Consider the following 26,843-nt stretch of genomic DNA (forward strand, 5'->3'; position numbering starts at 1 on the left):
GGGGGAGGAACTGATCATGAGAGTCAGCGTTTTCGGGCTCGGCTACGTGGGCTGCGTGTCGGCCGCGTGCCTGGCCAGCATGGGACACGAGGTCATCGGGGTCGACGTGAACCAGGTCAAGGTCGACCTGGTCAACGACGGCAAGGCCCCGGTCGTCGAGGAGCGGATCGGCGAGCTGATCGCCGAGGTCGTGCGGACCGGAGCGTTGCGCGCCACCGGCGACGTCCGCGAAGCGATCATGGGCAGTGAGGTGTCGCTCGTCTGCGTGGGCACGCCGTCGGAGCCCAACGGCAGCCTGTGCACCACGTACTTGGAGCGGGTCACCGAGCAGATCGGCGCCGCGCTGGCCGAGGGAGCCGAGCAAGGGGGCCGGCACACGGTCGTGTTCCGCAGCACCATGCTCCCGGGCACCTGCCTGAACCTGCTGGTGCCGATCCTGGAGAAGTACGTCGGCGGCACGGCCGGGGTGGACGTCGGGGTCGCGGTCAACCCGGAGTTCCTGCGCGAGGGCACGAGCGTGCGGGACTTCTTCGACCCGCCCAAGACCGTCATCGGCGAGCTCGACCCGGCGAGCGGCGACGCGGTGCTGGCACTGTACGACGGCCTGCCCGGCGAGGTGTTCCGGGTGCCGGTCCAGACGGCCGAGGCGATCAAGTACGCGGACAACGCGTTCCACGGCCTCAAGATCGGCTTCGCGAACGAGCTGGGCGCGGTGTGCCAGGCGCTCGGGGTGGACTCGCACCAGGTGATGGACGTGTTCCTGGCCGACCGCAAGCTGAACATCAGCCCCGCCTACCTGCGGCCCGGCTTCGCCTTCGGTGGCTCCTGCCTGCCCAAGGACCTGCGCAGCCTGGTCCACGCGGCGCAGCGGGCCGACGTATCGGTACCCATCCTCGCGCACGTGCTGCCCTCCAACTCCGACCATCTCCAGCGCGCGGTGGAGCTGGTCGAGCGCACCGGCAAGCGCCGGGTGGGGATGTTCGGGCTCTCCTTCAAACCCGGCACCGACGACCTCCGCGAGAGCCCGCTCGTCGAACTGGCCGAGAGGCTCCACGGCAAGGGGTACGACCTGCGGATCTACGACGCCAACGTGAGCCTCTCCCGGCTGCTCGGCGCGAACCGCGAGTACATCGAGAACCGGCTGCCGCACCTCGCGCAGCTGCTCGCGGAGTCCGTCGACGAGGTGCTCGAGCACGCCGAGGTGTGCCTGGTCGGCACCAGGGACCCGGCCGTGCTGTCGGCGCTGCCCCATGGCGACGGCCCGGTGATCGTCGACCTCATCCGCCTTCCCGACGCCGAGGCGCGCCGGGCCGAACCGGGGTACGTGGGCCTTGCTTGGTGATGCGATCAGCGGTGACGGGTCGGGGCGGCGCGCGCTCATCCTGGTGGAGAACCTGTCGGTGCCGTTCGACCGGCGGGTGTGGCAGGAGTGCACGACGCTGCGCGACGCGGGCTGGACGGTGCACGTCATCTGTCCGCAGGGGAGCAAGCGGGACACGGAGGCGGAGGCCGAGATCGACGGGGTGCGGATCCACCGCTACCCGTTGCGCGCGGCCACCGGAGGACCGACCGGCTATCTACGGGAGTACGGATCGGCGTTGTGGCACACGGCCCGGCTGGCCCGCAAGGTCGGCCCGGTCGACGTGGTCCACGCCTGCAACCCGCCCGACCTGCTGTTCCTGCCGGCCCTGTGGCTGAAGCGGCGCGGCGCGCGGTTCGTCTTCGACCAGCACGACCTGGTGCCCGAGCTGTACCTCTCCCGGTTCGACCGCGGTGAAGACCTGCTCTACCGCGCCGTGTGCGCGCTGGAACGGCGGACCTACCGGGCCGCGGACATCGTGCTCGCCACGAACGAGAGCTACCGGGACGTCGCGGTGCGCCGTGGCGGGCGGCGGCCGGAGGACGTCTTCGTGGTGCGCAGCGCGCCGCAGATCGAGCGGTTCCAACCGGTGCCGCCCGAGCCAGAGTTGAAGCACGACAAGCCTCATCTGCTGTGCTACCTCGGCGTCATGGGTCCGCAGGACGGCGTCGACTACGCGTTGCGCGCCCTGGCGAAGCTGCGCGACGAGTTCGGGCGGACCGACTGGCACGCGGTGTTCGTAGGCTCCGGCGACGCCTTCGACGCGATGGTGGAGCTGTCCCGGCGGCTCGGGCTCACCGAGCAGGTGCAGTTCACCGGGCGTATTCCGGACGCCGATCTGGTGCGCTACCTGTCCACCGCGGACGTGTGCCTCTCCCCCGACCCGCGCAATCCGCTCAACGACGTGTCGACCATGAACAAGGTCCTGGAGTACATGGCGATGGGCCGGCCGATCGTCTCGTTCGACCTGAAGGAGGCGCGCGTCTCCGCCGGTGACGCCGCCGTCTACGCGCCCGCCAACGACGAGGCCCAATTCGCCAAGCTCATCGCGGTGTTGCTGGACGATCCGGAGAAGCGGGCCCGGATGGGCAAGATCGGCCAGGAGCGGATCAGCGGGCAGCTTTCCTGGCGCAACTCGCAGGCATCGCTGCTCGCCGCCTATGCCGCCGCGTGCCGTGACCGCACTCCGGTGTCGGCGGGCGGTCCGGGCGGCACAAGCAAGAGGCAAGGAAGAGGCAGCGCAGTTGAGCGATGACACGATCCGCCTCGTCACGATCGGGCGGATATTCCGTCGGCGGTGGCGGCTTCTCGCCGTCGTCGCCGTGGTGGGCGCACTCGTCGGCTACGGCGCCTCGGTGGTGGTGTTCCCGCCGCGTTACACGGCGTCGGCACCGGTACTGCTGCCGGGGCAGTGGGAGGAGCGCGAGCTGCTCACCCAGGTGGACATCGCGACCAGTTCGGCGGTGGTCGACCGCGCGGCCGGCGCCCTCCACTGGTCCGGCGTTAGCGACACCGACCTGCGGGACCAGGTGAGCGCCAAGGCCGCCGACGGGAACATCATCACGATCTCGGGTACGGCCGACACCCCGGAGCACGCGCAGCAACTCGCCGACCGGGTGGCCCAGCAGTTCGTGCAGTTCGCCGCGCAGATCGCGGGGAGCGGCACCGACGCCGGCGCGGCCGGCGGAACCGAGGCGCTGCGGCAGAAGGTGCAGGAGACCAACCGCCGCATCACCGACCTGGCCAAGGCGGCCGATCCGGGGCAGACCGTGGAGGGTGTGCAGGCCAGGACCGCGCTCGAGAACCTGCGTACCTCGCTGGAGGACGCCATGAAGAAGCTGGACGAGGCGAACCCGGCGACCAACAAGGCAGGCATGGTCGTGATGGGCCCGGCCGCCCGGCCGACCGGGGAGGCGCCGCCGACGAGGACGCAGCTCATCGTCGCCGGGGCGCTGCTGTTCTTCCTGCTCGCGGTCATCGGCCATCTCGTCGCCGCACGGATGAACCGCCGGCTGCGCACCGAACCGGAGATCGCCGCGGCACTGGGCTCGGCGCCGCTGGGAACCGTCGACGTGCCCGGTGAACGGTCCGCGCACCGGCGAGAAGGCGGGGGCCGACGATCCTGGATCCGCCGGCTCCTCGGCGTCGACACCCGGTGGGACGTCCCGGCCCCGCAGAAGTCCGGCGACGAGGCCGGCAGACGGCTCCGCTACCGGCGGGTGTGCGCACGCCTCCGGGACCGGATGCCGGCTCCCCGACGGCTGCTGGTTGTCGTCCCGGACGGCGACGAGATCGCCCGCCGGGCCGCCGGGCAGCTCGTCGCCGAGGCCGAGAGCGATCCGCTGCTGCGGGTGGTGGAGGTGTCGGTGGACCGGCCGATGGTGCCGGACCGGGACACAGAGCACGGTGCCCTGGTGGTCCTCAGCCCGGGCAGCTGGACCGCGGAGGAGCTCGCCGGCATCGCCGAGGCGTGCGCGGACGGCAGGCACGAGGTCGTCGGCGTCGTCGTCGCCGACCTGGTCCAGGCCCGGCCCACGCGGTCCGCCGGCGAACTTCCGGACGACGCCACTCTGGCACTCGCGGTGCGCGGCCAGGCGACGGGAGGTTCAGCGTGACGACGAGCACGACTGAGGAGTCGTCGGCCGCCGCTCCGCTCCTCGACCTTCAGGCGCTGGTGGTGGCGGTGCGCAGGCGCCGCCGCCTGTGGTCCACCATGGCGCTCCTCGGCCTGCTGGCCGGTGCGGCGCTGGCGGTCCTGATGCCGCCGCCGCCGAGCGCGGTGACCAAGGTGCTGGTCGCGCACGCGGAGGACCAGCCGAACGACACCGGAACGCTGATCCGCACCGACGTCCAGCTGCTACAGACCACGCGGATCGCCGGCATGGCCCTGCACTCCCTCAAGTCCCCGGAAAAACCCGCGGACTTCATGCGGGACTACCGGGGTACCGGCCTGACCAACAACCTGCTCCAGATCGATGTGACCGGCGCCAGCGACGCGGAAGCGGTGGCCCGGGCCAAGGCGCTGGCCGACGCGTTCGTCGCGGACCACGTGCGGCGGATGCGGGAAGCCGCGCAGGCCGAGGCCAAAGCCCTGCTCGACCAGCGTGACCGCACACGTGACGAGCTCGCCCAGGTCAACAAGGAGATCGGAGACCGGTCGCCGGACAGCGACCCGAAAGCGTCGGCGAGCATCGAGTCGCTCTTCGCCCGCCGGGCCGAACTCAACTCGCGGATCGCCGACTTCGATCAGCGGGCCGCGGAGGCGCGCACCGGCACGCCCAACGTCGTCGCCGGCACGCAGATCGTGGACGATCCGCGCGCGGTGCGACACTCCCTGCCCAAGGCGGCTGTCACCGACGCCGTGGTCGGGTTCGTCCTCGGGCTCGTCCTCGGGCTCGCGCTGGCCGCGGTCGGCACGGTGGTGGCGGACCGCCCCGTGCTGCGCCGGGACATCGCGGCGAACCTGGGTGCCTCGGTCATCGCGGAGCTGCCCCGCCGGTCGGGCAGGCTGTGGCAGCGCCGACGGACCCGGATGGCACGCGAGCGGCTCACCGCGTCCCTGGCCCGCACCGTGCGCGGCTCCGCGGAACCGGTGTCGCTGCTGGAACTGGGCTGTGCGCGCAGCACGAGCGTGATCGCGCTGAACGTCGCCAGGGCGCTGGCGGACGAAGGGCCCGTGGTCGTCATCGACGGTCTGCCCGGGCCGCAGCTCGCTTCTCGCCGCCCGAAGCCCTCAGATCCCACCGTGGTCAGCGGCGAGCGTGCCGCGGCCGTGCCGGATCAGGGGCGCCTGCTCGGCGTCGGCTCGGTCGCACCCGGTACCGCGTGGACCGACCTCCACTACCTCGGCACCCAGACCGTGCTCGTCGTGCGTGCCGGGCACGGCAGCGCCGCATGGCTGCACACCGTGGCGCGGCAGCTCGCGGACCAGCGCATTCCGGTGATCGGTGTGGTGCTGATCGACCCCGATCCGCGGGACCGGACCGACGGCACGCTGTGGGACGGGCTGGACATCGCGCTGCGCGGCCAGAACGAGCGGCGGGCCCGGCAGAACGGTGGGGGTACCTCCCACGCCGTTCCGGCGGTCGGGGAGGGCCGGTCGCAGACGGAACGGCTGCCGATGTGGGCGGCACGGGTCCCGGACAGCAACCAGGAGGCACGGTAGGACATGTGTGGCATCGCAGGCACTTACCGATGGCCCGACGGGAAGATCGTGACCGACCGGCTCACCGACACCCTCGCCCACCGCGGCCCGGACGGGGCGGGCCGCTACAGCCACTTCGTCGGTGACGGCGAGGTGCACCTCGGGCACCGCCGGCTGGCCATCGTCGACCTGTCCGAGACCGGCGCCCAGCCGATGGTCTCGGACGGCCTCGCCCTTACGTACAACGGCGAGTTGTACAACGCGCCCGAGCTGCGTGCCGAGCTGACGGCCGCCGGGGTGCGCTTCCGCGGTACCTCCGACACCGAGGTGCTCCTCGAGGCCTGGCGGCGCTGGGGCACGGACTGCCTGCCCCGGCTGCGCGGCATGTTCGCCTTCGGGATCTTCGACGAGCGCACCGGTGAACTGGTGCTGGCCCGAGACCAGTTGGGCATCAAGCCACTGTTCCTGCTCCGGCGCGGCGAGGGCCTGGTGTTCGCCTCCGAACTCAAGGCGCTCACCGCCGCGACCGGCGGGGCGCTGGAGGTCGATCACGCGGCGCTGGTGGCCTCGCTGCTGTACTACTGGGTGCCGGACTCGCGGTGCGCGTTCCGTGAGACGGAGAAGCTGCCGCCGGGAAGCTGGTTGAGGTGCCGGCCCGACGGCCGGGTGGAACGCGGCCGGTTCTGGCACCTGAAGGACGTCGCCGCCGAGGGCCGGGAGCGCGCTCGGGCCGGTGAGCAGCCCGACCTGGCCGCCGTCGTCGAGGAGTCGACCCGGCGCCACCTGCTCTCCGACGTCCCCGTGGCGACCTTCCTCTCCGGCGGCCTCGACTCCAGCTACCTGACCGCGCTGGCGGCCCGCCACCAGCCGGGGATCTCCGCCTACACGATCGGGTTCCGCGCCGAGGACGCCAGGTTCGAGGCGATGCCGGACGACCTGCGTTACGCCCGGCAGGTGGCCGAGCGGTTCGGCGTCGACCTGCACGAGATCGAGATCGCGCCGAACGTGCTCGACCTGCTGCCCCGGATGACGCACCACCTGGACGAGCCGATCGGCGACCCCGCCGCGATCAACACGTACCTGATCTGCTCGGCCGCACGCGAGGCCGGGGTGAAGGTGATGCTCTCGGGGATGGGCGCGGACGAACTGTTCGCCGGGTACCGCAAACACCTGGCCAACCTGATCGCGCTGCGCTACCAGCGCGTCCCGCGGCCCCTCCGACGCGCGGTGTCCGGGGCCGTGGACCGTCTGCCGGTCGCGACGAGCCGCCGGGGGTACCGGTCGGTGCGCTTCGCGAAGCGGTTCCTCTCCTTCGCCGAGCTGCCGGAGGAGACCGCCTTCCGGCGCAGCTACACCATGTACGACCAGGACGAGTTGCTCGCCCTGCTCGATCCGAACCTGGCCGGGACGGTCGAGGACGTGCTGACCGAGCACGCCGACGTCTACCGGGACAACGACCTCGACGACTTCGTCAACCGCATGTGCCTCACCGACGCCCGGATGTTCCTGCCGGGCCTGAACCTCACGTACACGGACCGCTCCAGCATGGCCGCGTCGACCGAGGTACGCGTGCCGTACGTGGACGTCGAGGTGGTCAGGGCGGCGTTCGCCGTGCCCGGCGACCGCAAGATCGCCGGACGGCAGGGCAAGGCGGTCCTGAAGGAGGCGGCCACCTCGATCCTGCCTCGGGAGATCGTGTACCGGCCCAAGGGCCTGTTCAGCGCCCCGCTGCGGGCCTGGATGAGCCGGGATCTGGCACCGCTGGTGCGCGAGGTGGTCAACGACGGCGAGCTCGTCCGTTCCGGGTTCCTGCGCCGTGACGCACTCGCGCGCATGGTCGCCGAGGACGCCGCCGGGCAGCAGGACTTCTCCAAGCATCTGTGGCACGTACTGACCCTCGAGTACTGGTATCGCGACGCGACCTCTGGGTCCGGCCAGAGCACTCGGATGACGGCTTAGGAATCAGAGGAGTTCGGGTGAAGCAGGTTGTACAGAACTACAAGAGCGGCGAGCTGGCGGTGCTCGACGTTCCGGTACCGGGGTGCAAGCCGGGCGGTGTGCTGGTCCGCAGCGCCTACTCGCTGATCTCCACCGGCACCGAGCTGATGAAGGTGTCCGAGGCCGGCATGTCGATGCTGGGCAAGGCCCGCTCCCGGCCCGACCAGGTGGCCAAGGTCATGCAGAGCGTGGCCACCAACGGGGTGCCCGCCACCTACCGCAAGGTGATGGGCAAGCTGGACTCCTACACGCCGCTGGGCTACTCGCTGTGCGGGGTGGTCGAGCAGGTCGGCGCCGGGATCGACGATGTGAAGGTCGGCGACCTCGTGGCATGTGCGGGCAACGAGCACGCGCTGCACGCCGAGCTGAACTGGGTGCCGAAGAACCTCTACACCCCGGTGCCGGACGGTCTCGCCCCGCGGCACGCGGCCTTCGGCACCGTCGGGTCGATCGCGATGCAGGGCGTACGCCAGGGCGAGCCGCAGCTCGGAGAGGTGGCACTGGTCATCGGCCTCGGACTGATCGGGCAGCTGGTGGTGCAGCTCCTGGCCGCCTCGGGTGTCCGCGTCGTCGGGGCCGACCCCGACCCGGTGCGCTGCGAGCTCGCCGAGCGCCTGGGCGCGGCGGCCTGCGGCGATCCCGCCTCCGCGGCCGTGGAGACCGCCGTCGCCGAACTCACCGACGGTCACGGCGTGGACCAGGTGTACCTGGCGGCCGGCGGCGGCAGCAACCAGCCCGTCGAGCTGGCCGCCCGGCTCTGCCGGGACCGCGGCCGGGTCGTCGACATCGGCAAGTGCCGCCTGGACCTGCCCTGGAACGCGTACTACGAGAAGGAACTCGACGTCAGGTTCTCCCGCAGTTACGGCCCCGGGCGCTACGACCCGGAGTACGAGCTCGAGGGGCGCGACTACCCGATCGGCTACGTTCGCTGGACCGAGCGCCGCAACCTGGCGTGCTTCCTCGACCTCGTCGCCCGCGGCGGCGTCGACGTGGAGCCCCTGGTCTCCCACGTCGCCGACTTCGACGACGCGGTCGAGACGTACCGGCGTCTGAAGGACGGTGAGTTGAAGGCCGTGGCCGTGCTGTTCCGGTACCCGGAGCAGACGCAGGACACGGAGGAAGCGGCGGACCCGGTGATGGCCGTGCCCGCCGTGAACGCGAGGCCGAGTCCGGCCCGCGCCACCAGCACGCCGGTGAAGCTGGCGTTCGTCGGCGCCGGGAACTACGCGACGTCGATGCTGCTGCCGCACCTGGCACAGCGCGAGGGCGTCGAGCTGTCGACCGTCGTCACCACGACGGCACTGTCCGCGGCCAACGCCAAGCGGAAGTTCGGCTTCGCCGAGGCGACCACCGATCTCGACGCCGTGCTCGGCGACAAGTCCATCGACGCGGTGTTCGTCGTCACCCGGCACAGCTCGCACGCCGAACTGACCCGCAAGGCGCTGCTGGCCGGCAAGACGGTGTTCGTGGAGAAGCCCCTGGCCCTCACCGAGGACGAACTGGCGGGCGTACTGGCGGCGGTGGAGGAGTCCGGCAACGACCGGCTCCAAGTGGGCTTCAACCGCCGGTTCGCGCCGCTGCTTCAGGAGGCCAGGAAGCGGTTCGGAGTCCGCACCGGCCCGGCGAACCTCCGCTACCTGGTCAACGCGGGCCGATTGCAGCACGGCAGCTGGTACCTCCAACAGGGCACCGAGGGCTCACGGTTCGCCGGCGAGGGCGGACACTTCATCGACACGGCGAGCTGGCTGCTGGAGGCCGACCCGGTCTCGGTGTACGCGGTCGCAACGTCCGGCAACGAGGACCTCCAGGTCGTGCTGCGTTACCCGGACGGGTCCACCGCCACCATCAGCTACGTCACCACCGGCCCGGCGGGCTTCCCCAAGGAGACGCTGGACCTGGTGGCGGACGGCCGCGCGCTGCGGCTCGACGACTTCGTCCGCGCATCGGTCTATGGCCGCAAGCGGTGGGTCAGTTCGCGGCTGCCCAAGGCCCGGGACAAGGGCCAGAACGCCGAACTGGCCGCGTTCGTCAAGGCCGTGCGGACCGGCGGGCCGATGCCGGTGCCGCTTCAGTCGCTGGTCGCCACCACGGCGGCCACCCTCGCCGTGCAGGCCGGCCTGGCGAGCGGCGCGCCGGTGACGTTGGAGAAGGCACGATGACCATGAGCGCGGGCTGGTACCTGCGGCGGCTGTCCCGGATGGCACCGCAGGAGGTCGCGGGCCGGGTGGGCGACGCGGTGCGCAGGCGGCGGTGGCGGTCGGCGCCGCCCGACTGCCCGAGCGTGACCGGCGCCCGGTTCACCGCGGTCCTGCCCTCCGGGACGATCGCCGCCGTACCTCCCGACGCCGCGAAACGCCTCATCGCCGAGGCGGACCGGCTGATGGACGGGCACGCCGAGTACTTCGGGGTGGTCCGCGACGACCTGGCCGACCCGGACTGGTGGTGCGATCCGAAGACCGGGCGCCGGGCTCCCTGGGGCTACGCCTTCGACGTGCCGTACCGGAACGAGGACGCGGTCGGGGACATAAAACAGATCTGGGAGCTGTCCCGGCACCAGTACCTCACCCAGCTCGCCGCCGCCTACGCGATCACCGGGAACGAGCGGTACGCCGAGCGCGTGGCCGAACACCTGCGGTCGTGGTGGGCGGCCAACCCCCCGCTTCGGGGCGTCCATTGGATCAGCGGCATCGAGCTGGGCATCCGGCTGCTGTCCTGGGTGTGGATCCGCCGGCTGCTCGACGGCTGGCCGGGCGCGGCCGGACTGTTCGAGGGCAATCCGGTGGCGCGGAACCAGATCTGGCACCACCAGCGCTGGCTGGCCGCCTTCCCCAGCCGGGGCTCTTCGGCGAACAACCACGTCATCGCCGAGGCCGCCGGGCAGTTCGCAGCGGCCTGCGCGTTCGACTGGTTCCCCGCGTCGGGGCGTTGGCGGGCCGACGCGCTGCGGTCGCTGGACCGGCACCTGCGCGGCAACACCTACCTTTCCGGACTCAACCGTGAGCTGGCCACCGAGTACCACGGACTCGTCCTCGAACTCGGCCTGGCCGCCGTGGCCGAGGCGGACGCCGCCGACGTACCGGTGCCCGCGTCGATCCGCCTGGTGCTGCTGCGGATGACCGACGCGCTCGCGGCCGTCGTGGACAACCGGCTCCGGCCACCGCGTCAGGGGGACGCGGACGACGGGTACGGCCTGGTCGTGGACGGCGCGGGCACCGACCGCTGGGGCTCGCTGCTCGCCACCGGGGACGCCGTGTTCGGCCGGCTCCCCTGGTGGCCGGAGGTGACCGGCACCGACGTGCGCACCACGCTGCTGGCCGCGCTCATCAAGCCCACGGAGCCGTCCGTGCGCCGCCCGGCGGAGCGGCCCGCGCACTTCGCCGACGCGGGCATGACCATCCTGCGCGGGCCGGAGGAGATCTGGTGCCGCTGCGACGGCGGTCCGCACGGCTTCCTGTCCATCGCCGCGCATGCCCACGCGGACGCGCTGTCCGTGGAGGTCCGGCACGACGGGGTCGACGTGCTCGCCGACCCGGGGACGTACTGCTACCACGGGCAGCCCGACTGGCGGCAGTACTTCCGGTCGACCCTCGGCCACAACACGCTGCAACTGGACGGCACCGACCAGTCCGTCTCCGGCGGCCCGTTCCTGTGGACCCGGCACGCCCGCACCCGCGTCCTGGCCGCGGACACGTCCGGCGGGGACGTCGCTCGCTGGTGTGCCGAGCACGACGGGTACCAGGGCGCCGTGCATCGCCGCCGGGTGGAACTGGCGGCCGCGGGCCAGGAGCTGACGGTGGTCGACGAGGTGCGCGGCCCGGGCCGGACCGTGCGGCTGGCGTTCCACCTCGGCCCGGCGATCGCCGCGGACCTGCTGGGGAACCGGGCGCAGCTCACCTGGACTCGGGACGGCGAGGACCGCTCCGCGGTGCTCGACCTGCCGGGGCAGCTGACGTGGCGGGCGCATCGCGGCGAGACCGAACCGCCGCTGGGCTGGTACTCCGCCGGCTTCGGACGGAAGGAACCCACCACCACGCTGATCGGTACCGGCGTCGCCGACGGTGTGGAGGGGTTCACCACCGTGCTCAGGTTCCGCGGCTAGGGAGGGAGGAGGAGGCGTGGGGATCAAGTGGCGGTGCCGGACACTGCCGGCCGCGGCGCTGGTCCTGCTGGCGGCGGCCGGTTGTACGAGGATGCCGACCGCCCGGGCGGAGCCGACCGCCCCGACATCCACGTCCGTGGCCGTGGCCCGGGTGTGCGCCAAGCCCCCGGCCGGGCAGGCGAAGGCGCCGGCGGGTGCGGTGACGGTCGACCCCGCGGTGGTCGGTGACCTGGCGGCGAAGACCAAGACGAACCCGGCGAACACCACCTTCTGGCTTCGGCCGGGCAGGCACAGGCTCGAAGCGGACCGCTATGCCCAGGTCATCCCCAAGAAGGGGGACCGCTACATCGGCGCGCCGGGCGCGGTGCTCGACGGCCGGAAGAAGAACCAGTACGCGTTCGGCGGCGGTGCCCGCGATGTCACCATCCGGTACCTGACCGTGCGGGGTTTCGTGGCGCCGCAGGACGAGGGCGTGGTCAACCATGACTCGGCCGACGGGTGGGTCATCGAGCACACGACGATCCAGGACAACTCCGGTGCCGGGCTGATGGCCGGTGACCGCCAGCGGCTCCGCGCCAGCTGCCTGCGCGGCAACGGTCAGTACGGCATGAACGCGTACAAGGCCAAAGGCCGTATCAGTGGCCTGGTGGTCGAGGGCAACGAGATCGTGGGCAACAACACCGGCGACTGGGAGCGGCGGCGGAAGGGCTGCGGTTGCACCGGAGGCGTGAAGTTCTGGGCCGTCAACGGCGCGGACGTGCGTGGCAATTGGGTGCACGACAACCGCGGACCCGGGTTGTGGGCGGACACCGACAACAACGACTTCCGTATCGAGAACAACGTGCTCGAGGCCAACGACGGTGCCGCGCTGATCTATGAGACCAGCTACAACGCGGTCATCCGGAACAACATGATCCGGCGGAACAACTGGGTCGAGGGCCGCAAGGCAGCCGACCGCGGCGACAATTTCCCGTTCGCGACGGTCTACCTGTCCGAGTCGGGCGGCGAACCACGGGTCGAAGCCCGCACGAACAAGATCGAGATCTACCGGAACGTGCTGGAGAACAACTGGTCCGGGATCACCCTGTGGGAAAACGCCGACCGGTTCTGCAACAGCCCGGCCAACACCTCGTCCGGTGACTGCACCTTGCTGGTCCGGGACACCGGCCGCTGCGCGAAGCCGGCGATCGCCGAGCCACCGCTCTACGCCGACTGCCGGTGGAAGACCCAGCGGGTGGACATCCACGGCAACCGCTTCGTACTGGACAAGTCCGTCGTCGACTGCACGGTGGACTGCGACCGAATGGCGGTGCTGGCCAACTACGGCACCTATCCGGACTGGTCGCCGTACCAGGGCGACCAGGTGGCCGAGGCGATCACGCTCAGGCAGCACAACCGCTGGCACGACAACGTCTACGTCGGGCCGTGGAAGTTCGTCGCCCACGACCCGAGCCGGACACTCGACTCCTGGCAGTGGCAGGGCGCGCCGTACCAGCAGGACGCGGACAGCACCTTCCGCGCAGGGGACGGTGGTTGAGCTGGACACGGACCACACGCCGAAGATCGTCGGGACAGTCTGGGGGCTGCTGGTCCTCAACACGCTCGGCTCCGCCGGGGCGAAGACCATCGTCCCGCTGCCCCGCTCCCTCATCCAGATGGTCACCATGGGCGCGCTGGTCGCCGCGTTCGCGCTGGCGCTCGCGGTCAATCTCCGGCTGCGCGTCCGAGCCAGTGCGTACGTGTTCCTGCTCACCCTGCTGCTGGTTTCGAGCGTGATCTCCAGCGCGGACCTCCAGTCCGGGTTCGGTGCGCTGTTCCGCTGCTTCCGGCTGGCTCTCTTCGTCGGCACCCTGTGGCTGCTCAGCCGCTGGTGGGACGGCGGCCTGACGTTCGTCCGGCACCACGTCCGGATGTACTTCGCGGTGCTCGGGACGGTGGCCGCCGGCCTGGTCGTCTCACCGGGCGCCGCCCTGCCCGACCTCTACGGCGGGCGTCTGGTCGGCGCGCTGTGGCCGCTCACCCCGCCGCAGATCGGACAGTACGCCGCGGTGATCATCGGGCTCACCGCGCTGCTCCTCCTGGGGGGCCGGACCGACAGGACCAGTGCGGCCATGGTCATCGTGCCCTCACTCGTCCTGCTCGCGCTGACCCATACCCGGACGGCCACGCTGGGGCTGCTGCTCGGGCTGGTGCTGGCGATCGGCTCGCTCCTCCTCACGAGCGCCGCGGCCCGTCGCTTCTTCACCTGGGCGGTGCTGTGCGCCACGGTGGTCGCGGTGGGGTTCGCCTCCGTGCTCCAGGCGTGGTTCCTGCGCGGACAGAGCAAGGAGAACTTCTCCAGCCTCACCGGTCGGGCCAAGGTCTGGGACGCCCTGCTGGCCGCGCCCCGGACGACCGGGGAGAAGTTGTTCGGCGTGGGCCTGGGCGACAAGTCGTTCGGCGGGCTGCCGATCGACAACAGCTGGCTGGCCGTCTACAACGAGCAGGGTCTGGTCGGCGTCAGCCTGGTCGCGGCGATCATCATCGTGCTGGGGGGCGTCGCGTTGCTGCGGCCACCGTCGCTCCAGCGGGCCTGCGCGATCTTTCTGATCAGCTACTGCGCGATCGCGTCGTACACCGAGGCCGGTCTTGGCGACGCCTCGCCGTATCTGCTGCATCTGGCCCTGGCCGCCTCGCTGTTGGCGGCACCTGCCGGGGCGGCTCCGCTCGCGGCGCCCGAAGTCCCGCGTCGGCACGTCCCGCGCTGGGCCCGGAGATCGGAGGTGACCTGAGCATGCACGTTCTCGTGGTGCACAACCGCTACGCCTCGGCGCAGCCGAGCGGGGAGAACATGGTCGTCGACCAGGAGGTGGAGCTGCTGCGCGCGGCCGGCCACCAGGTCGGGGTGTTCGAGCGGCGCAGCGACGACATCGCCGCCCGGTCCCTGCTCGGCAAGGCCGCGGTGCCGCTCCTCGTGCCGTGGAACCCGGCGGTCCGCGCGGAGCTCGCCGCCCGGCTGCGCGCCGAGCGGCCGGACGTGGTCCACGTCCACAACGTCTTCCCGCTCCTGTCGCCCGCGGTGCTCGCCGGCTGCGCCGACGCCGGCGTGCCCGCCGTCGCCACGCTGCACAACTACACCCAGGTCTGCCCGCCCGGCACCCTCCAACGGGACGGCCGGCCGTGCACCGAGTGCGTCGGGTCGGCGCCGCTGCCCGCCGTCCGGCACGGCTGCTACCGGAGTTCCCGGCTGGCGACGGTGCCCCTCGCGGTCAGCATGTCGGTCAACCGGAGGCGGTGGTGGTCCGGCGTGGAGCGGTTCTTCTGCATCTCCGCGGCGCAGCGCGACGTGCTGGTGGGGGCCGGGATGCCGGCCGAGCGGCTGGCGGTGAAGCACAACTTCGTGCCCGACCCGGGCGCCGGCCGTGTGGGGGCGGGCGAGTATCTGCTCTATCTCGGCCGGCTCGCGGAGGCCAAGGGTGTGCGGCTGCTCATGGCCGCGTGGGACGAGATCACGGCGAGCGGCGGTGTGGGCGTACCGCTCGTGATCGCCGGCACGGGTCCACTGGAGCGAGAGGTGACCGCCTGGGCGGCGGGCCGGGACGACGTGCGCTACGTCGGTCTGCTGGACCCGGCGGAGTGCCGGAAGACCATCGCGCGATCGGTCGCCGTGGTGGCTCCCTCGACGTGGCTGGAGGCGTTCGGCCTGGTGGTCGTGGAGGCGATGGCGGCCGGGGTCCCGGTCGTCGCCGCCGGCCACGGCGCCTTCGTCGAACTCGTCGACGACGGCGTGACCGGGCTGCTGCACCGGCCGGGCGAGCCCGCCTCGCTCGTGTCCTGCCTGCGCCGGATCACGGCCGGGCCGGACCGCAACCGGGAGATGGGCCAGGCGGCCCGGCTCCGTTACGAACAGGGTTTCAGCCCGGCCGTCGGGCTGGAGCGCCTGGTGGAGGGGTACCGCACCGCGATCGCGGATCGGATGGAATCAATGGGGGGCAGTAAATGACACGATGCCGACTCTGCGGCTCGGCGACGCTGGCGAGCGTCGTCGATCTCGGGGCGACGCCACCGTGCGAGAGCTTTCTCGCCGCGGACCAACTGGACCGGCCGGAACCCGCTTACCCGCTGCACCTGCGGGTCTGCACCGACTGCTGGCTCGCGCAGATCCCGCCGCTGATCACGCCGGAGGAGACGTTCAAGGAGTACGCGTACTTCTCCTCGTACTCGACCTCCTGGGTGGAGCACGCGCGCACGTTCGTCGCCGACGCCGTGCAGCGGGTGGGGCTCGGCCGTGACGCCTTCGTGGTCGAGGTGGCGAGCAACGACGGCTACCTGCTGAGGCACGTGGTGGACCGCCGGATCCGTTGCCTCGGCATCGAGCCGTCGGTGAACGTCGGTGCCGCGGCGCGGGACGCGGGTGTGCCCACGCTCACGGAGTTCCTGAGCCCGGACACCGGCTCGGCCGTCCGCGCCGAGCACGGCCCGGCGGACCTGGTCGTGGCCAACAACGTGTACGCGCACATCCCCGACGTGGTCGGGTTCACCCGGGGGCTGCGCGCCCTGGTGGCCGACGACGGCTGGGTGTCCATCGAGGTGCAGCACCTGCTGACCCTGATCGAGGAGAACCAGTACGACACGATCTACCACGAGCACTTCCAGTACTACACGGTCGCCTCCGCGATCCGGGCGCTGGCGAGCGGCGGACTCGCGCTCGTGGACGTCGAGTTGCTGCCCACGCATGGCGGCTCCATCCGGCTGTGGGCCCGGCCGGCCGAGGTGGCCGGCGAGCCGACGCAGCGGGTGGCCGACGTGCTGGCCCGGGAGAAGGCCGCCGGGTTGCAGGAGCTGTCCGGGTACACGGAGTTCTCCGCCCGGGTGGCCAAGGTGCGCCGGGACCTGCTCAAGTTCCTCATCGAGGCGGCCGAGCGCGGCGAGACGGTCGTCGGCTACGGCGCCCCGGGCAAGGGCAACACCCTGCTCAACCACTGTGGAATCCGGCCCGACCTGCTCGCGTACACGGTCGACCGCAACCCGTACAAGCACGGCAGGTTCACCCCGGGCACCCGCATCCCGATCCTGCCGCCCGAGCAGATAGCCGCCGACAAGCCGGACTACGTCCTCGTCCTCCCGTGGAACCTGCGGGCCGAGCTGGTCGAGCAGCTGTCCTTCGTGCACGAGTGGGGCGGCCGGCTGGTCTTTCCCATCCCGGAACTGAGCATTGTCGAGGTCGAGCGATGAAGGTCGTACTGTTCTGCGGCGGTTACGGGATGCGGATGCGCAGCGGTGCCTCGGACGACGTGCCCAAGCCGATGGCGATGGTCGGCCCGCGGCCGCTGATCTGGCATGTCATGCGCTACTACGCGCACTTCGGGCACAAGGAGTTCATCCTGTGCCTCGGGTACGGGGCGCATCACATCAAGGACTTCTTCCTCAACTACGAGGAGACGACGTCCAACGACTTCGTGCTGCGGGGCGGGCGGACCGAACTGCTGTCCACCGACATCGCCGACTGGACGATCACGTTCGCGCAGACCGGCATCGAGTCACCGATCGGGGAGCGGCTGCGCCGGGTGCGGCACCACCTGGACGGCGACGAGATGTTCCTCGCCAACTACGCCGACGTGCTCACCGACGCCCCGCTGCCGGAGATGATCGAGAACTTCGCCCGGCGCGACGCCGGTGCGTCGATGATGGTGGTGCCGCCGCAGTCCTCGTTCCACTGCGTGGACCTGGGCGAGGACGGTCTGGTGGGCGGCATCACCGCGGTGAGTGAACTGCCGCTGTGGGAGAACGGCGGCTACTTCGTGCTCCGCCAGGAGGTCTTCGACCACATCCCGGAGGGCGGAGACCTGGTCGCCGACGGATGCGCCCAACTGGCCAAGCGGGGAAGGCTGGTGGCGCACCAGCACCGCGGGTTCTGGAAGCCGACCGACACCGTGAAGGAGCGGGCCGCGCTCGACGAGGCGTACGCCCGGGGCGACCGCCCGTGGGCCGTGTGGGAACGGGACGGAGCGGCAGCGGGCGCGGGGGTGACCGCGTGATCCGGCTGGGGGCCGGGCGCCCGGACCGGATCGTCGCCGTCGGCGCGCACTGCGACGACATCGCCATCGGCGCGGGCGGCACGCTGCTGACGCTGTGCCGTGCACGGCCGGGCATCCGTGTCGACGCGCTGGTGCTGTCCGGCGGCGGCAGCGAGCGGGAGCAGGAGGAGCAGGCCGCGCTCGCCGCCTTCTGCCCGGACGCCGACCTGCGGCTGACCGTGCACAAGCTGCCGGACGGCCGGATGCCCGCGCACTGGGAGGAGGCCAAGGCCGCGGTCGAGGAACTGCGCGAGCAGGGCGACCCGGATCTGATCCTGGCCCCGCGCACCGATGACGCGCACCAGGACCACCGCGGCCTGGCACGGCTGATACCCACCGCCTTCCGCGACCACCTCGTGCTCGGCTACGAGATCGTCAAGTGGGACGGCGACCTCGGCCGTCAGGCGGCGTACCAGCCGCTGTCGGCGGAGACCGCCGAGGAGAAGGTCCGGCTGTTGCAGGAGCACTACCCCTCTCAGCGGCACCGGCCCTGGTACGACCGGGAGGCCTTTCTCGGCCTCGCGCGGATCCGCGGCATCGAATGCCACGAGCGATACGCCGAAGCGTTCGCCGTCACCAAACTCATGCTCAACCTGGGGGGTTGAACCATGCGCGTACTGCTCACCGGACACCAGGGATACCTGGGAACCGTCATGGCCCCGGTCCTCGCCGCCGCCGGGCACGAGGTCGTCGGCCTCGACGCCGGCCTGTTCGCCGACTGCGTGCTGGGCCCGGCGCCCGCCGACCCGCAGGGGCACCGGGTGGACCTGCGCGACGTCACGGCCGAGCACGTGGCCGGCGTCGACGCCGTGATCCACCTGGCCGCGCTCTCCAACGACCCGCTGGGATCGCTGGCGCCGGAACTGACCTACGACATCAACCACCACGCGTCCGTCCGCCTCGCCCGACTGGCCCGCGACGCCGGAGTGGGGCGCTTCCTGTACGCGTCGACCTGCTCGGTCTACGGTGCCGCCGGCGGCGAGGACCTGGTCGGCGAGGAGGCCCCGCTGCGCCCGGTGACGCCGTACGCGGAGTCCAAGGTGCGGGTGGAGGACGACCTGCACGAGCTGGCCGACGGCGACTTCACCCCCGTGTTCATGCGCAACGCCACCGCCTTCGGCTACTCACCCCGGCTGCGTGCCGACATCGTGCTGAACAACCTGGTGGGCCACGCGCTGCTGTCCGGCGAGGTGCTGGTGATGTCCGACGGCACGCCCTGGCGCCCGCTGGTGCACGCCGTCGACATCGCACGGGCCTTCACGGCCGCGCTCACCGCGCCGCGCGAGGCGGTGCACGACCGGGCGTTCAACATCGGCAGCGAGACCAACAACGTCACGGTCGCCGAGATCGCCGAGCAGGTCGCCGAGGCGGTGCCCGGCTCCGAGGTGGTGATCACCGGGGAGACCGGTGCCGACCCGCGGTCGTACCGGGTGGACTTCTCCCGGTTCCGCGCGGCGATCCCCGGCTTCGAGTGCGAATGGACGGTGAAGCAGGGCGCGCTCGAACTCGCCGACGCCTACCGCACACACGGGCTGACCCAGGAGGACTTCCGGCAGCGCTTCACCCGCCTGGCCGTACTGCGCGCGGCGTCCGACGCCGGCGCCGTCGACGACACCCTGCGGTGGCGCCGGTGACCACGCGTGTAAAGGGAGGTGCCGGCGAGGAGATGTACGCCCTGGTGGAGCGGCTGTACCCGCTGTGCCGGAGCATCACCGGCGACGGTGTGCGCGCCACCCTGGACATCGTCGGCGAGTACATCCCGCTGCACGTGCACGAGGTGCCGACCGGGACGCAGGTGCTCGACTGGACGGTGCCGCAGGAGTGGAACATCCGGGACGCGTACATCGCCGACACCGCCGGCAACCGGGTCGTCGACTTCGCCGCGTCCAGTCTGCACGTGCTCGGCTACAGCGTGCCGGTGTCGCGGACCATGCCCCTGTCCGAGCTGCGCGCGCACCTGCACACCCTGCCGGACCACCCGTCCTGGGTGCCGTACCGCACGAGTTACTACAAGCCGGACTGGGGATTCTGCCTGGCCCAGGAGACCCTGGACGCGCTGCCGGACGGCGAGTACGAGGTGTGCGTCGACTCCACGCTCGCCGACGGTCACCTCACCTACGCCGAGCACGTGGTCCCCGGGCAGGTCTCCGACGAGGTGATCGTCTCCTGCCACGTGTGCCACCCGTCGCTGGCCAACGACAACCTGGCCGGCATCGCGGTGGCGACGTTCCTGGCCCGGGCGCTGGCGGAGCAGAACCCGTACCACACCTACCGGTTCGTCTTCGCGCCCGGCACCATCGGGGCCATCACCTGGCTGGCCCGCAACGCCGAGCGGGTGAACCGGGTCAAGCACGGGCTCGTACTGGCCTGCGCCGGGGATCCGGGCCAGTTGACGTACAAGCAGAGCAGGCGCGGTGACGCGGAGATCGACCGGGTGATGCGGCATGTGCTGGCCGCTTCCGAACGCCCGCACCGGGTCGCCGAGTTCACTCCGTACGGCTACGACGAGCGGCAGTTCTGCTCGCCCGGGTTCAATCTGGGCGTGGGCTCGCTCACCCGGACCCCGTACGCGGGCTATCCCGAGTACCACACCTCGGCGGACAACCTGGACTTCGTCTCCCCCGAGGCGATGGCGGACACCCTCTCCGTCTGCCGCGAGGCGTTCGACGTCCTCGACCGCAACCGGCGGTACCTCAACCTCAGCCCCTACGGCGAACCGCAGCTGGGCCGACGGGGGTTGTACGACGCGCTCGGCGGCCGCAGCGACACCAAGCAGGCCCAGATGGCCATGCTCTGGGTGCTCAACCTCTCCGACGGCGAGCACAGTCTGCTGGACGTCGCCGAGCGGTCCGGGCTGCCGTTCGACACCGTCGCCGACGCGGCCGGCGCCCTGCACGGCGCCGGGCTGATCAAGGCGTGACGCCGATGACCACCGAGGAGGAGAAGACGACGACACCGGCGGACCGGGCCGCGGACACCCGGTGGGCCGCCAAGCGTGGCCTCGTCGGCCGGCTGTCGTGGGGGCTGGCCGACCAGGCGGCCTCCAGCGTGTCCAACTTCGCGGTGGGCGTCTACGTGGCCCGCTCGCTGGGGGTGACCGCGTTCGGCGTGTTCAGCCTGGCCTGGGTGACGTACGGCGTGGTGCTCAACATCTCCCGCGGGCTGGCCACCGATCCGCTCGTGGTGCGCTTCAGCGGCGTGCCGGAAGCGTCCTGGCGCGGGGCGGTGGCCCGGTCGTCGGGTACCGCAGTCGGCGTGGGCGCGGCCATCGGCGTCGCGTGTCTGGTGGTCGGGCCGGCCCTCGGCGGCCGTCTGGGGCCCGCGTTCGCCTGCCTCGGCGTCATGCTGCCGGGGCTGCTTCTGCAGGACGCCTGGCGGTTCTCGTTCTTCGCCGCCGGCAACGGGCGGAAGGCGTTCGTCAACGACGTCGTCTGGGGCGTCGCGCTCGTCCCGGCCATGATCGTGGCGGCCCGCGTGGGCAGCGTGGCCGCTTTCGTGCTCGCCTGGGGCGCGTCCGCCACGGTGGCGGCGGGGTACGGCTACATCCAGTCCGGCATCCGGCCCCGGGTGACCGGGGCACGCGGGTGGCTACGCGAGCAGCGCGATCTCGGCTACCGGTACCTGGTCGAGAACACCTGCCTCAGCGGCGCGAGCCAGCTGCGGGCGTACGGGCTCGGCGCGATCGTCGGGGTCGGCGCGGTGGGTGCGGTGCGGGGCGCCGAGCTCCTGATGGGCCCGTTTCTCGCTGTGCTGATGGGCCTGTCGCTGGTCACCGTCCCGGAGGCGGCACGCGTGCTGCGCCAGGCCCCGCACCGCCTCGGCAGGTTCTGCCTCCTGCTGGGCGGCGGGCAGGCCGCCGCCGCGCTGCTCTGGGGCTCGGCGCTGCTGCTGATGCCGGACCGGCTCGGCGAACTCGCGCTCGGCAGCGTCTGGCCTTCCGCCTCACAGCTGATCGTGGCGATCACCCTCGGCGTCGCGGGCGCGGGCCTCGGCACCGGCGCGGCGGCCGGGCTGCGCGCGCTCGGCGCGGCCCGGCGCAGCCTGCGCTGCCAGCTGTTCGCCTCCGCCTGCTATGTCGGCGGCGGGCTCGGCGGGGCGGTCGCGGCCGGCACGGTCGGCTCGGCCTGGGGCGCCGCCGCCGCGACCGTCAGCGGCTCGGCCGTGTGGTGGCTGCAACTGCGGTCCGCCCTGCGCGAGCGCCACCACAACTCCGTACCCGAAGTGAGGACCTCATGACCGACCGACCGAGGCTGAGCATCGGCCTGCCCGTGTACAACGGCGAGGAGTACCTGGCCGAGTCGCTCGACGCCCTGCTCGGCCAGACCTACGAGGACTTCGAGCTGGTCGTCTCCGACAACGCCTCGACCGACGGGACCGAGGACATCTGCCGCAAGTACGCCGCGCAGGACTCGCGCATCCGGTACCTCCGGCTGCCCCGGAACGTCGGCGCCACGCCGAACCACAACTACGTGTTCACCCAGTGCCGCGGCGAGCTGTTCAAGTGGGCCTCGCACGACGACCTCTACGCCCGGGACCTGCTGCGCCGCTGCGTCGAGGCGCTGGACGAGCGGCCGGACGTGATCCTCGCGCACGCCGACCAGGCGGTCATCGACGGCGACGGCCAGGTGAAGGTCCCCTACGAGTACACCCTTGCGACCGGCTCACCGCACCCGCCGGAGCGCTTCCGCAGCATGCTGTTCGAGCCCGGCGGTGACGACTTCTACGGAGTGATCCGGGCCGACGCGCTGCGCCGGGTGAAGCCGATGGACAGCTACCACCACGCGGACCGCACGTTCGTCGCCGAGATCGCCCTGCACGGGCGCTTCCACCAGGTGCCCGAACTCCTGTACTTCCGCCGCGACCACCCCACCCGCGCCGAGCGGGCGAACCCGTCCAAGCGCTCCCGGTGCGTCAACCTGGACCCGCGCCGGGCGGGCCTGCTGCACCCGACGCCCCGGCTGCTCGCCGAGTACGTCTGGGGCTTCGCCTCGGCGATTCGGCGGGCCCCGTTGTCCGCGGCCGACCGGCGCGCCTGCTACGGCCACCTGGCCGCGTGGATGACCAGCCGGGTCCGGCCGGGCGCCGGTGAGCGGGTCGAGGACCGCGCCCCGGTCGACCCGGCCAAGCTGACCGTCTCCGTCGACGCCCTCGTCGCCGGACGTGAGGGGAGGCAGGCATGACGTCAGCGGACGAAACTCCGGTGCGTGTCGGGGTGTTCGGCCTGCTCGGCTCGGGCAACCTCGGCAACGACGGGTCACTCGAGGCTGTCCTCGGGTACCTCGGCGCCGAGCACCCGGAGGCGGTCGTGGACGCGCTGTGCGGCGGACCCGAGGCGGTGACGGCCAAGTTCGGGATCCCCGCGACGCGGCTGCACTGGAACCGCGCGGAGTACCGGACCGCGTCCCGTGCGGGCGCGATCGTGTCGAAGGGACTCGGCAAACTCGTCGACGTCTTCCGCACCGCCGCCTGGGTGCGCCGGCACGACGTGGTGATCGTGCCGGGCATGGGCGTCCTTGAGGCCACGTTGCCGCTGCGGCCGTGGGGCTTCCCGTACTCGCTGTTCCTGCTCTGCGCGAGCGGCCGCCTGCTGCGCACCCGGGTCGCGCTGGTCAGCGTCGGCGCCGCCGAGATCGGCAACCGGCCGACCCGGGCCCTGGTTCGCTGGTCGGCGCGGCTGGCCGCGTACCGGTCGTACCGGGACGCCCAGTCCCGCGACGCGATGCGGGCGATGGGCGTGGACACCACGCGCGACGAGGTCTACCCGGACCTCGCGTTCTCCCTGCCGACACCACCGGTGAGCGCGCCCACCGGCTCGCCGGGTCCCGTCTGCCTCGGCGTCATGGACTTCCACGGCGGCAACGACGACCGCGCCCGGGCCGAGGAGATCCACCGGCGCTACCTCGACGGGACCATCCGGTTCGTCCGCGCGCTCGTCGAGGAGGGCAGGCCGGTCCGGCTCCTCACCGGCGACCAGTGCGACGCGTCGGTGGTCGCCGCGATCCTCGAAGCGGTCGACTCACCGCTGGTCACCGCGGCCGAACCGGCCTCACTGGCCGACCTGATGAACGAGATGGCGGCCGCCGACACCGTGGTGGCCGTCCGCTACCACAACCTGATCTGCGCGCTGAAGACCGGAACGCCCGTGCTCGCCCTCTGCTACGCGGCGAAGAGCGACGCGCTCATGGAGCGGATGGGCCTCGGCGCGTACTGCCACCCGGCACGCGAGGTCGACGCCGACCGGCTGCTCGAACAGTTCCGGGACCTGGAGAAGCACGCGCCGGAGCTGCGCCAGACCCTCACCGAGCGAAACCGGACCGCCGCACAGCAACTCGCCCACCAGTTCAGCGCCTTGACCACGACTCTCTTCCCGGCGAACGACCACGCCCATGCCCACGCCCATGCCCTGCGGAAGGCTCCATGAAAGCGACCGAAGTCCCGGACATCGCCGGCGCTTACCTGTTCGAGGCGACGCCGTACGCCGACGAGCGCGGCTTCTTCTGCCGCACCTTCGACGCCGACGTGGTCCGCTCGGTGGGCCTCGACCCGCACGCGTTCGTCCAGGACAGCGTGTCCCGCTCGGTCCGGGGCGTGCTGCGCGGCCTGCACCTGCGCTCCGGCGCCGGCGAGGCCAAGCTGGTGCGGTGCTCGTACGGGAGGATCTTCGACGTGGTCGTGGACCTGCGGCCGGACTCGCCGACGTACCTGGGCCGGGCCTTCTTCGAGCTGTCCGGCGAGACGCAGAAGACCGTGTACATCCCGGCGGGATGCGCGCACGGCTTCCAGGCTCTTACCGAAATCGCGGACACCTCTTACCGTATTGACCGTCAGCACGATCCGTCCGAGGACGTGACCATCGCCTTCGACGACCCGGAACTCGCCATTCCCTGGCCACTGCCGGTCACGTCGATGTCCCAACGGGACCGGGAGGCGCCGAGCCTCGCCGAGGTCCTGAAGCACCAAGAAAGATGAGGTCGGCGTGCACACCCAAGACACCGAGGGGTTGCTCCTGCCCCGCTCGCGGCAGGCCAACGAGCGGCTGCACGCTCTGATCCCAGGGGGCGCGCACACCTACGCCAAGGGCGACGACCAGTACCCCGAGAACCTGGCCCCGGTCATCAGCCACGGCCGCGGCGCCCACGTGTGGGACCTCGACGGCAACCGCTACATCGAGTACGGCTCCGGCCTGCGGTCGGTCAGCCTCGGCCACGCCCACCCAGGCGTGATCGAGGCGGTGCGGAGGGAACTCGACCGCGGCAGCAACTTCGTCCGCCCGTCCATCGTCGAAGTCGAGGCCGCGGAACGCTTCCTGGCCACGGTGCCGACCGCCGAGATGGTGAAGTTCGCGAAGAACGGCTCCGACGCCACCACCGCCGCGGTGCGCCTCGCCCGCGCCGCCACCGGGCGCCCGCGGGTGGCCATCTGCGCCGACCATCCGTTCTTCTCCGTCGACGACTGGTTCATCGGCACCACACCGATGTCCGCCGGCATCCCGGCGGGGACCACCGAGCTCACCGTGTCCTTCCCCTACGGGGACCTGGCCGCCACGGAGGAGCTGCTCACCCGCCACCCGGACGAGATCGCCTGCCTGATCCTGGAACCCGCCACCCACACCGAGCCGCCGCCCGGGTACCTCGCCGGTCTGCGCGAGCTGGCCGACCGGCACGGCTGCGTACTGATCTTCGATGAGATGATCACCGGCTTCCGCTGGTCGGAGGCGGGCGCTCAGGGCCTGTACGGCGTCGTCCCCGACCTCTCCACGTTCGGCAAGGCGCTGGGCAACGGGTTCGCCGTCTCCGCACTGGCCGGGCGCCGCGATCTGATGGAACTGGGCGGGCTGCGGCACTCCGGCGACCGGGTGTTCCTGCTGTCCACCACGCACGGTGCGGAAACGCACTCCCTGGCGGCCGCGATGGCCGTGCTCACCACCTACGTCGAAGAGGGCGTCACCGCGCGGCTGCACACCCTCGGCGAGCGGCTGGCCGCCGGTGTCCGCGAGGCCGCGGCCGCCATGGGCGTCGGCGACCACGTCGTCGTCCGGGGCCGGGCCAGCAACCTGGTCTTCGCCACCCTCGACGAGAACCTTCAGCCGTCGCAGCAGTACCGCACCCTGTTCCTGCGCCGGCTCCTCGCGGGCGGGGTGCTGGCCCCGTCGTTCGTGGTGAGCAGCGCGCTCGGCGACGCCGACATCGATCACACCATCGACGTGGTCGCCCAGGCATGTGCGGTGTACCGGAAGGCACTGGACGCCGCCGATCCCGCCCCCTGGCTGGCCGGACAACCGGTGAAGCCCGTGTTCCGCCGCTTGGCGTGAGGTGACGTGAGGTGAGGTCAGCGACGCTCCCGCCGACCGGCGTGGGCCGTCCGATCGAGCAGCCGGTCGGCCGTCCGGTCGACCAGCCGCGCGGTCGCCGGTATCACCGCCAGCGCGGTGCACCAGCCGCCGAGGACGTCGGTCGGGTAGTGCGCGCCCAGGGCGACCTGCGCCCAGCCCATGGCGGCACCGGCGACCAGCGCCGCGGTGAGCACGAGTGACGTGCCGGCCGTCCTGCCGAGGCCGAGCCGCCCCGTCGCGAGCAGCGCCGCGATGAGGGCGAGTGCGGTGAAGAAGGCGGTGTGCCCGCTCGGATAGGACAGGTTGCCGTCGCCGTGGATGGTGCGTCCCACCAGGTGCTTGAGCAGCGTCGCCGTCCCCACGGTCATGGCGGCACCGGCGACGACGAGCATCGCCGCGCGAGGAAGCCGGAGCAGCAGACAGCCCGTCACGATGGCCAGGAGCAGCGGCGCCGCTCCCCCGGGCTCCCCCAGGAAGTCCAAGGCCAGAGCCACGTGCCGCCACGGAGGCCCCACCCCGTCCACCGCCGCCCCGATCCGCGCGTCCACCCTGCCGGGCCGGCTGTGGCCCGCGTACAGAACCCCGAGCACGACCACCACCAGCGCGGCGAGGGCCACGACCGGCCCGAGCCACACGCGCAGCGACGAGGGCAGCACCGCGGGCGCCGGCCGGCCGGTCACACGCCCACCGTGTCCTGCCGATGCCCGGCCCGGCGACCGCGCCACCGAATGACCTGCGACTTCTGCCGGCACCAACTCCCCACCAGCGTGCCCCCCGTCGTGCCCGACTCGGCCCGTGCGGGAGCCGTCAGCCCGTGCGGCCCCGAACTCGCCGACCTGTCCATCGCCCACTCT

21 protein-coding genes are annotated in these 26,843 nt (G+C 71.8%); 20 read left to right on the forward strand and 1 reads right to left on the reverse strand.

Annotated features, from left to right (window positions below; all coding sequences use genetic code 11):
* The first annotated feature begins 16 nt into the window (after nt 1-16).
* The 20 genes from ACFY01_RS17045 to ACFY01_RS17140 are packed head-to-tail and all read left to right on the forward strand — an operon-like array spanning nt 17 to nt 25,968.
* On the forward strand, nt 17-1,342 hold the full coding sequence (locus tag ACFY01_RS17045) for a nucleotide sugar dehydrogenase (RefSeq protein WP_390736493.1): 1,326 nt from the start codon (nt 17-19) through the stop codon (nt 1,340-1,342).
* Nucleotides 1,332-2,615 carry a glycosyltransferase family 4 protein gene (locus ACFY01_RS17050; RefSeq protein WP_390736494.1) on the forward strand — a complete coding sequence of 428 codons (1,284 nt, stop codon included), beginning with the start codon at nt 1,332-1,334 and terminating at the stop codon, nt 2,613-2,615. The genes ACFY01_RS17045 and ACFY01_RS17050 overlap by 11 nt, the downstream gene beginning before the upstream one ends.
* Entirely contained in the window at nt 2,605-3,975 is a 1,371-nt protein-coding gene (locus ACFY01_RS17055) for a Wzz/FepE/Etk N-terminal domain-containing protein (RefSeq protein ID WP_390736495.1), read from the forward strand. The genes ACFY01_RS17050 and ACFY01_RS17055 overlap by 11 nt, the downstream gene beginning before the upstream one ends.
* Complete coding sequence (locus ACFY01_RS17060; RefSeq protein WP_390736496.1) at nt 3,972-5,525, forward strand: Wzz/FepE/Etk N-terminal domain-containing protein; 1,554 nt, start codon at nt 3,972-3,974, stop codon at nt 5,523-5,525. Before ACFY01_RS17055 ends, ACFY01_RS17060 begins: the two co-directional genes overlap by 4 nt.
* Nucleotides 5,526-5,528: 3 nt before the next feature.
* Nucleotides 5,529-7,463: an asparagine synthase (glutamine-hydrolyzing) gene (asnB, locus tag ACFY01_RS17065; RefSeq protein ID WP_390736497.1), complete on the forward strand. Its 1,935-nt coding sequence runs from the start codon at nt 5,529-5,531 to the stop codon at nt 7,461-7,463.
* Nucleotides 7,464-7,480: 17 nt separating this feature from the next.
* Nucleotides 7,481-9,661, forward strand: a complete 2,181-nt coding sequence (locus tag ACFY01_RS17070; RefSeq protein WP_390736498.1) for a bi-domain-containing oxidoreductase — start codon at nt 7,481-7,483, stop codon at nt 9,659-9,661.
* A complete protein-coding gene (locus tag ACFY01_RS17075) occupies nt 9,658-11,601 on the forward strand; it encodes an alginate lyase family protein (protein ID WP_390736499.1) in 1,944 nt (647 codons plus the stop codon). The genes ACFY01_RS17070 and ACFY01_RS17075 overlap by 4 nt, the downstream gene beginning before the upstream one ends.
* Before the next feature lie 16 nt (nt 11,602-11,617).
* Entirely contained in the window at nt 11,618-13,138 is a 1,521-nt protein-coding gene (locus ACFY01_RS17080) for a right-handed parallel beta-helix repeat-containing protein (protein WP_390736500.1), read from the forward strand.
* A gap of 1 nt (nt 13,139) precedes the next feature.
* The gene (locus tag ACFY01_RS17085; protein ID WP_390736696.1) at nt 13,140-14,372 is read left to right on the forward strand and encodes an O-antigen ligase domain-containing protein; all 1,233 of its coding nucleotides are present in this window, start codon (nt 13,140-13,142) and stop codon (nt 14,370-14,372) included.
* Between the two features lie 2 nt (nt 14,373-14,374).
* A complete protein-coding gene (locus tag ACFY01_RS17090; protein ID WP_390736501.1) occupies nt 14,375-15,583 on the forward strand; it encodes a glycosyltransferase in 1,209 nt (402 codons plus the stop codon).
* Nucleotides 15,580-16,815: a class I SAM-dependent methyltransferase gene (locus ACFY01_RS17095; RefSeq protein ID WP_390736502.1), complete on the forward strand. Its 1,236-nt coding sequence runs from the start codon at nt 15,580-15,582 to the stop codon at nt 16,813-16,815. The genes ACFY01_RS17090 and ACFY01_RS17095 overlap by 4 nt, the downstream gene beginning before the upstream one ends.
* Complete coding sequence (locus ACFY01_RS17100) at nt 16,812-17,618, forward strand: glucose-1-phosphate cytidylyltransferase (protein WP_390736503.1); 807 nt, start codon at nt 16,812-16,814, stop codon at nt 17,616-17,618. Before ACFY01_RS17095 ends, ACFY01_RS17100 begins: the two co-directional genes overlap by 4 nt.
* Nucleotides 17,615-18,262 (forward strand): PIG-L deacetylase family protein, encoded by a 648-nt coding sequence (locus ACFY01_RS17105; protein ID WP_390736504.1) that lies wholly within the window; start codon nt 17,615-17,617, stop codon nt 18,260-18,262. The genes ACFY01_RS17100 and ACFY01_RS17105 overlap by 4 nt, the downstream gene beginning before the upstream one ends.
* Nucleotides 18,263-18,265: 3 nt before the next feature.
* Nucleotides 18,266-19,291 carry an NAD-dependent epimerase/dehydratase family protein gene (locus tag ACFY01_RS17110; RefSeq protein WP_390736505.1) on the forward strand — a complete coding sequence of 342 codons (1,026 nt, stop codon included), beginning with the start codon at nt 18,266-18,268 and terminating at the stop codon, nt 19,289-19,291.
* A 32-nt stretch (nt 19,292-19,323) separates the two neighbouring features.
* Complete coding sequence (locus ACFY01_RS17115; protein ID WP_390736697.1) at nt 19,324-20,577, forward strand: DUF4910 domain-containing protein; 1,254 nt, start codon at nt 19,324-19,326, stop codon at nt 20,575-20,577.
* A 5-nt stretch (nt 20,578-20,582) separates the two neighbouring features.
* Nucleotides 20,583-21,893, forward strand: a complete 1,311-nt coding sequence (locus ACFY01_RS17120; protein ID WP_390736506.1) for a hypothetical protein — start codon at nt 20,583-20,585, stop codon at nt 21,891-21,893.
* Nucleotides 21,890-22,837, forward strand: coding sequence for a glycosyltransferase family 2 protein (locus ACFY01_RS17125; protein WP_390736507.1), 948 nt, complete (start codon nt 21,890-21,892; stop codon nt 22,835-22,837). The genes ACFY01_RS17120 and ACFY01_RS17125 overlap by 4 nt, the downstream gene beginning before the upstream one ends.
* Complete coding sequence (locus tag ACFY01_RS17130) at nt 22,834-24,078, forward strand: polysaccharide pyruvyl transferase family protein (RefSeq protein WP_390736508.1); 1,245 nt, start codon at nt 22,834-22,836, stop codon at nt 24,076-24,078. Before ACFY01_RS17125 ends, ACFY01_RS17130 begins: the two co-directional genes overlap by 4 nt.
* On the forward strand, nt 24,075-24,626 hold the full coding sequence (locus ACFY01_RS17135) for a dTDP-4-dehydrorhamnose 3,5-epimerase family protein (protein ID WP_390736509.1): 552 nt from the start codon (nt 24,075-24,077) through the stop codon (nt 24,624-24,626). The genes ACFY01_RS17130 and ACFY01_RS17135 overlap by 4 nt, the downstream gene beginning before the upstream one ends.
* Before the next feature lie 7 nt (nt 24,627-24,633).
* Entirely contained in the window at nt 24,634-25,968 is a 1,335-nt protein-coding gene (locus tag ACFY01_RS17140) for a glutamate-1-semialdehyde 2,1-aminomutase (protein ID WP_390736510.1), read from the forward strand.
* Nucleotides 25,969-25,985: 17 nt separating this feature from the next.
* Here the strand turns inward: ACFY01_RS17140 and ACFY01_RS17145 are convergent, their stop codons facing one another.
* Complete coding sequence (locus tag ACFY01_RS17145; protein ID WP_390736511.1) at nt 25,986-26,669, reverse strand: phosphatase PAP2 family protein; 684 nt, start codon at nt 26,667-26,669, stop codon at nt 25,986-25,988.
* Nucleotides 26,670-26,843: the final 174 nt, after the last annotated feature.

Origin of the sequence: Streptomyces sp. NPDC001480, assembly GCF_042894725.1 — a bacterium.
Lineage (GTDB): Bacteria > Actinomycetota > Actinomycetes > Streptomycetales > Streptomycetaceae > Streptomyces.

Coding starts and splice junctions, on each gene's coding strand:
- ACFY01_RS17095 (WP_390736502.1), top strand. CDS start 15,580: ATGACACGATGCCGACTCTGCGGCTCGGCGACGCTGGCGAGCGTCGTC.
- ACFY01_RS17110 (WP_390736505.1), top strand. CDS start 18,266: ATGCGCGTACTGCTCACCGGACACCAGGGATACCTGGGAACCGTCATG.
- ACFY01_RS17075 (WP_390736499.1), top strand. CDS start 9,658: ATGACCATGAGCGCGGGCTGGTACCTGCGGCGGCTGTCCCGGATGGCA.
- ACFY01_RS17045 (WP_390736493.1), top strand. CDS start 17: ATGAGAGTCAGCGTTTTCGGGCTCGGCTACGTGGGCTGCGTGTCGGCC.
- ACFY01_RS17125 (WP_390736507.1), top strand. CDS start 21,890: ATGACCGACCGACCGAGGCTGAGCATCGGCCTGCCCGTGTACAACGGC.
- ACFY01_RS17090 (WP_390736501.1), top strand. CDS start 14,375: ATGCACGTTCTCGTGGTGCACAACCGCTACGCCTCGGCGCAGCCGAGC.
- ACFY01_RS17130 (WP_390736508.1), top strand. CDS start 22,834: ATGACGTCAGCGGACGAAACTCCGGTGCGTGTCGGGGTGTTCGGCCTG.
- ACFY01_RS17115 (WP_390736697.1), top strand. CDS start 19,324: ATGTACGCCCTGGTGGAGCGGCTGTACCCGCTGTGCCGGAGCATCACC.
- ACFY01_RS17100 (WP_390736503.1), top strand. CDS start 16,812: ATGAAGGTCGTACTGTTCTGCGGCGGTTACGGGATGCGGATGCGCAGC.
- ACFY01_RS17135 (WP_390736509.1), top strand. CDS start 24,075: ATGAAAGCGACCGAAGTCCCGGACATCGCCGGCGCTTACCTGTTCGAG.
- ACFY01_RS17120 (WP_390736506.1), top strand. CDS start 20,583: ATGACCACCGAGGAGGAGAAGACGACGACACCGGCGGACCGGGCCGCG.
- asnB (WP_390736497.1), top strand. CDS start 5,529: ATGTGTGGCATCGCAGGCACTTACCGATGGCCCGACGGGAAGATCGTG.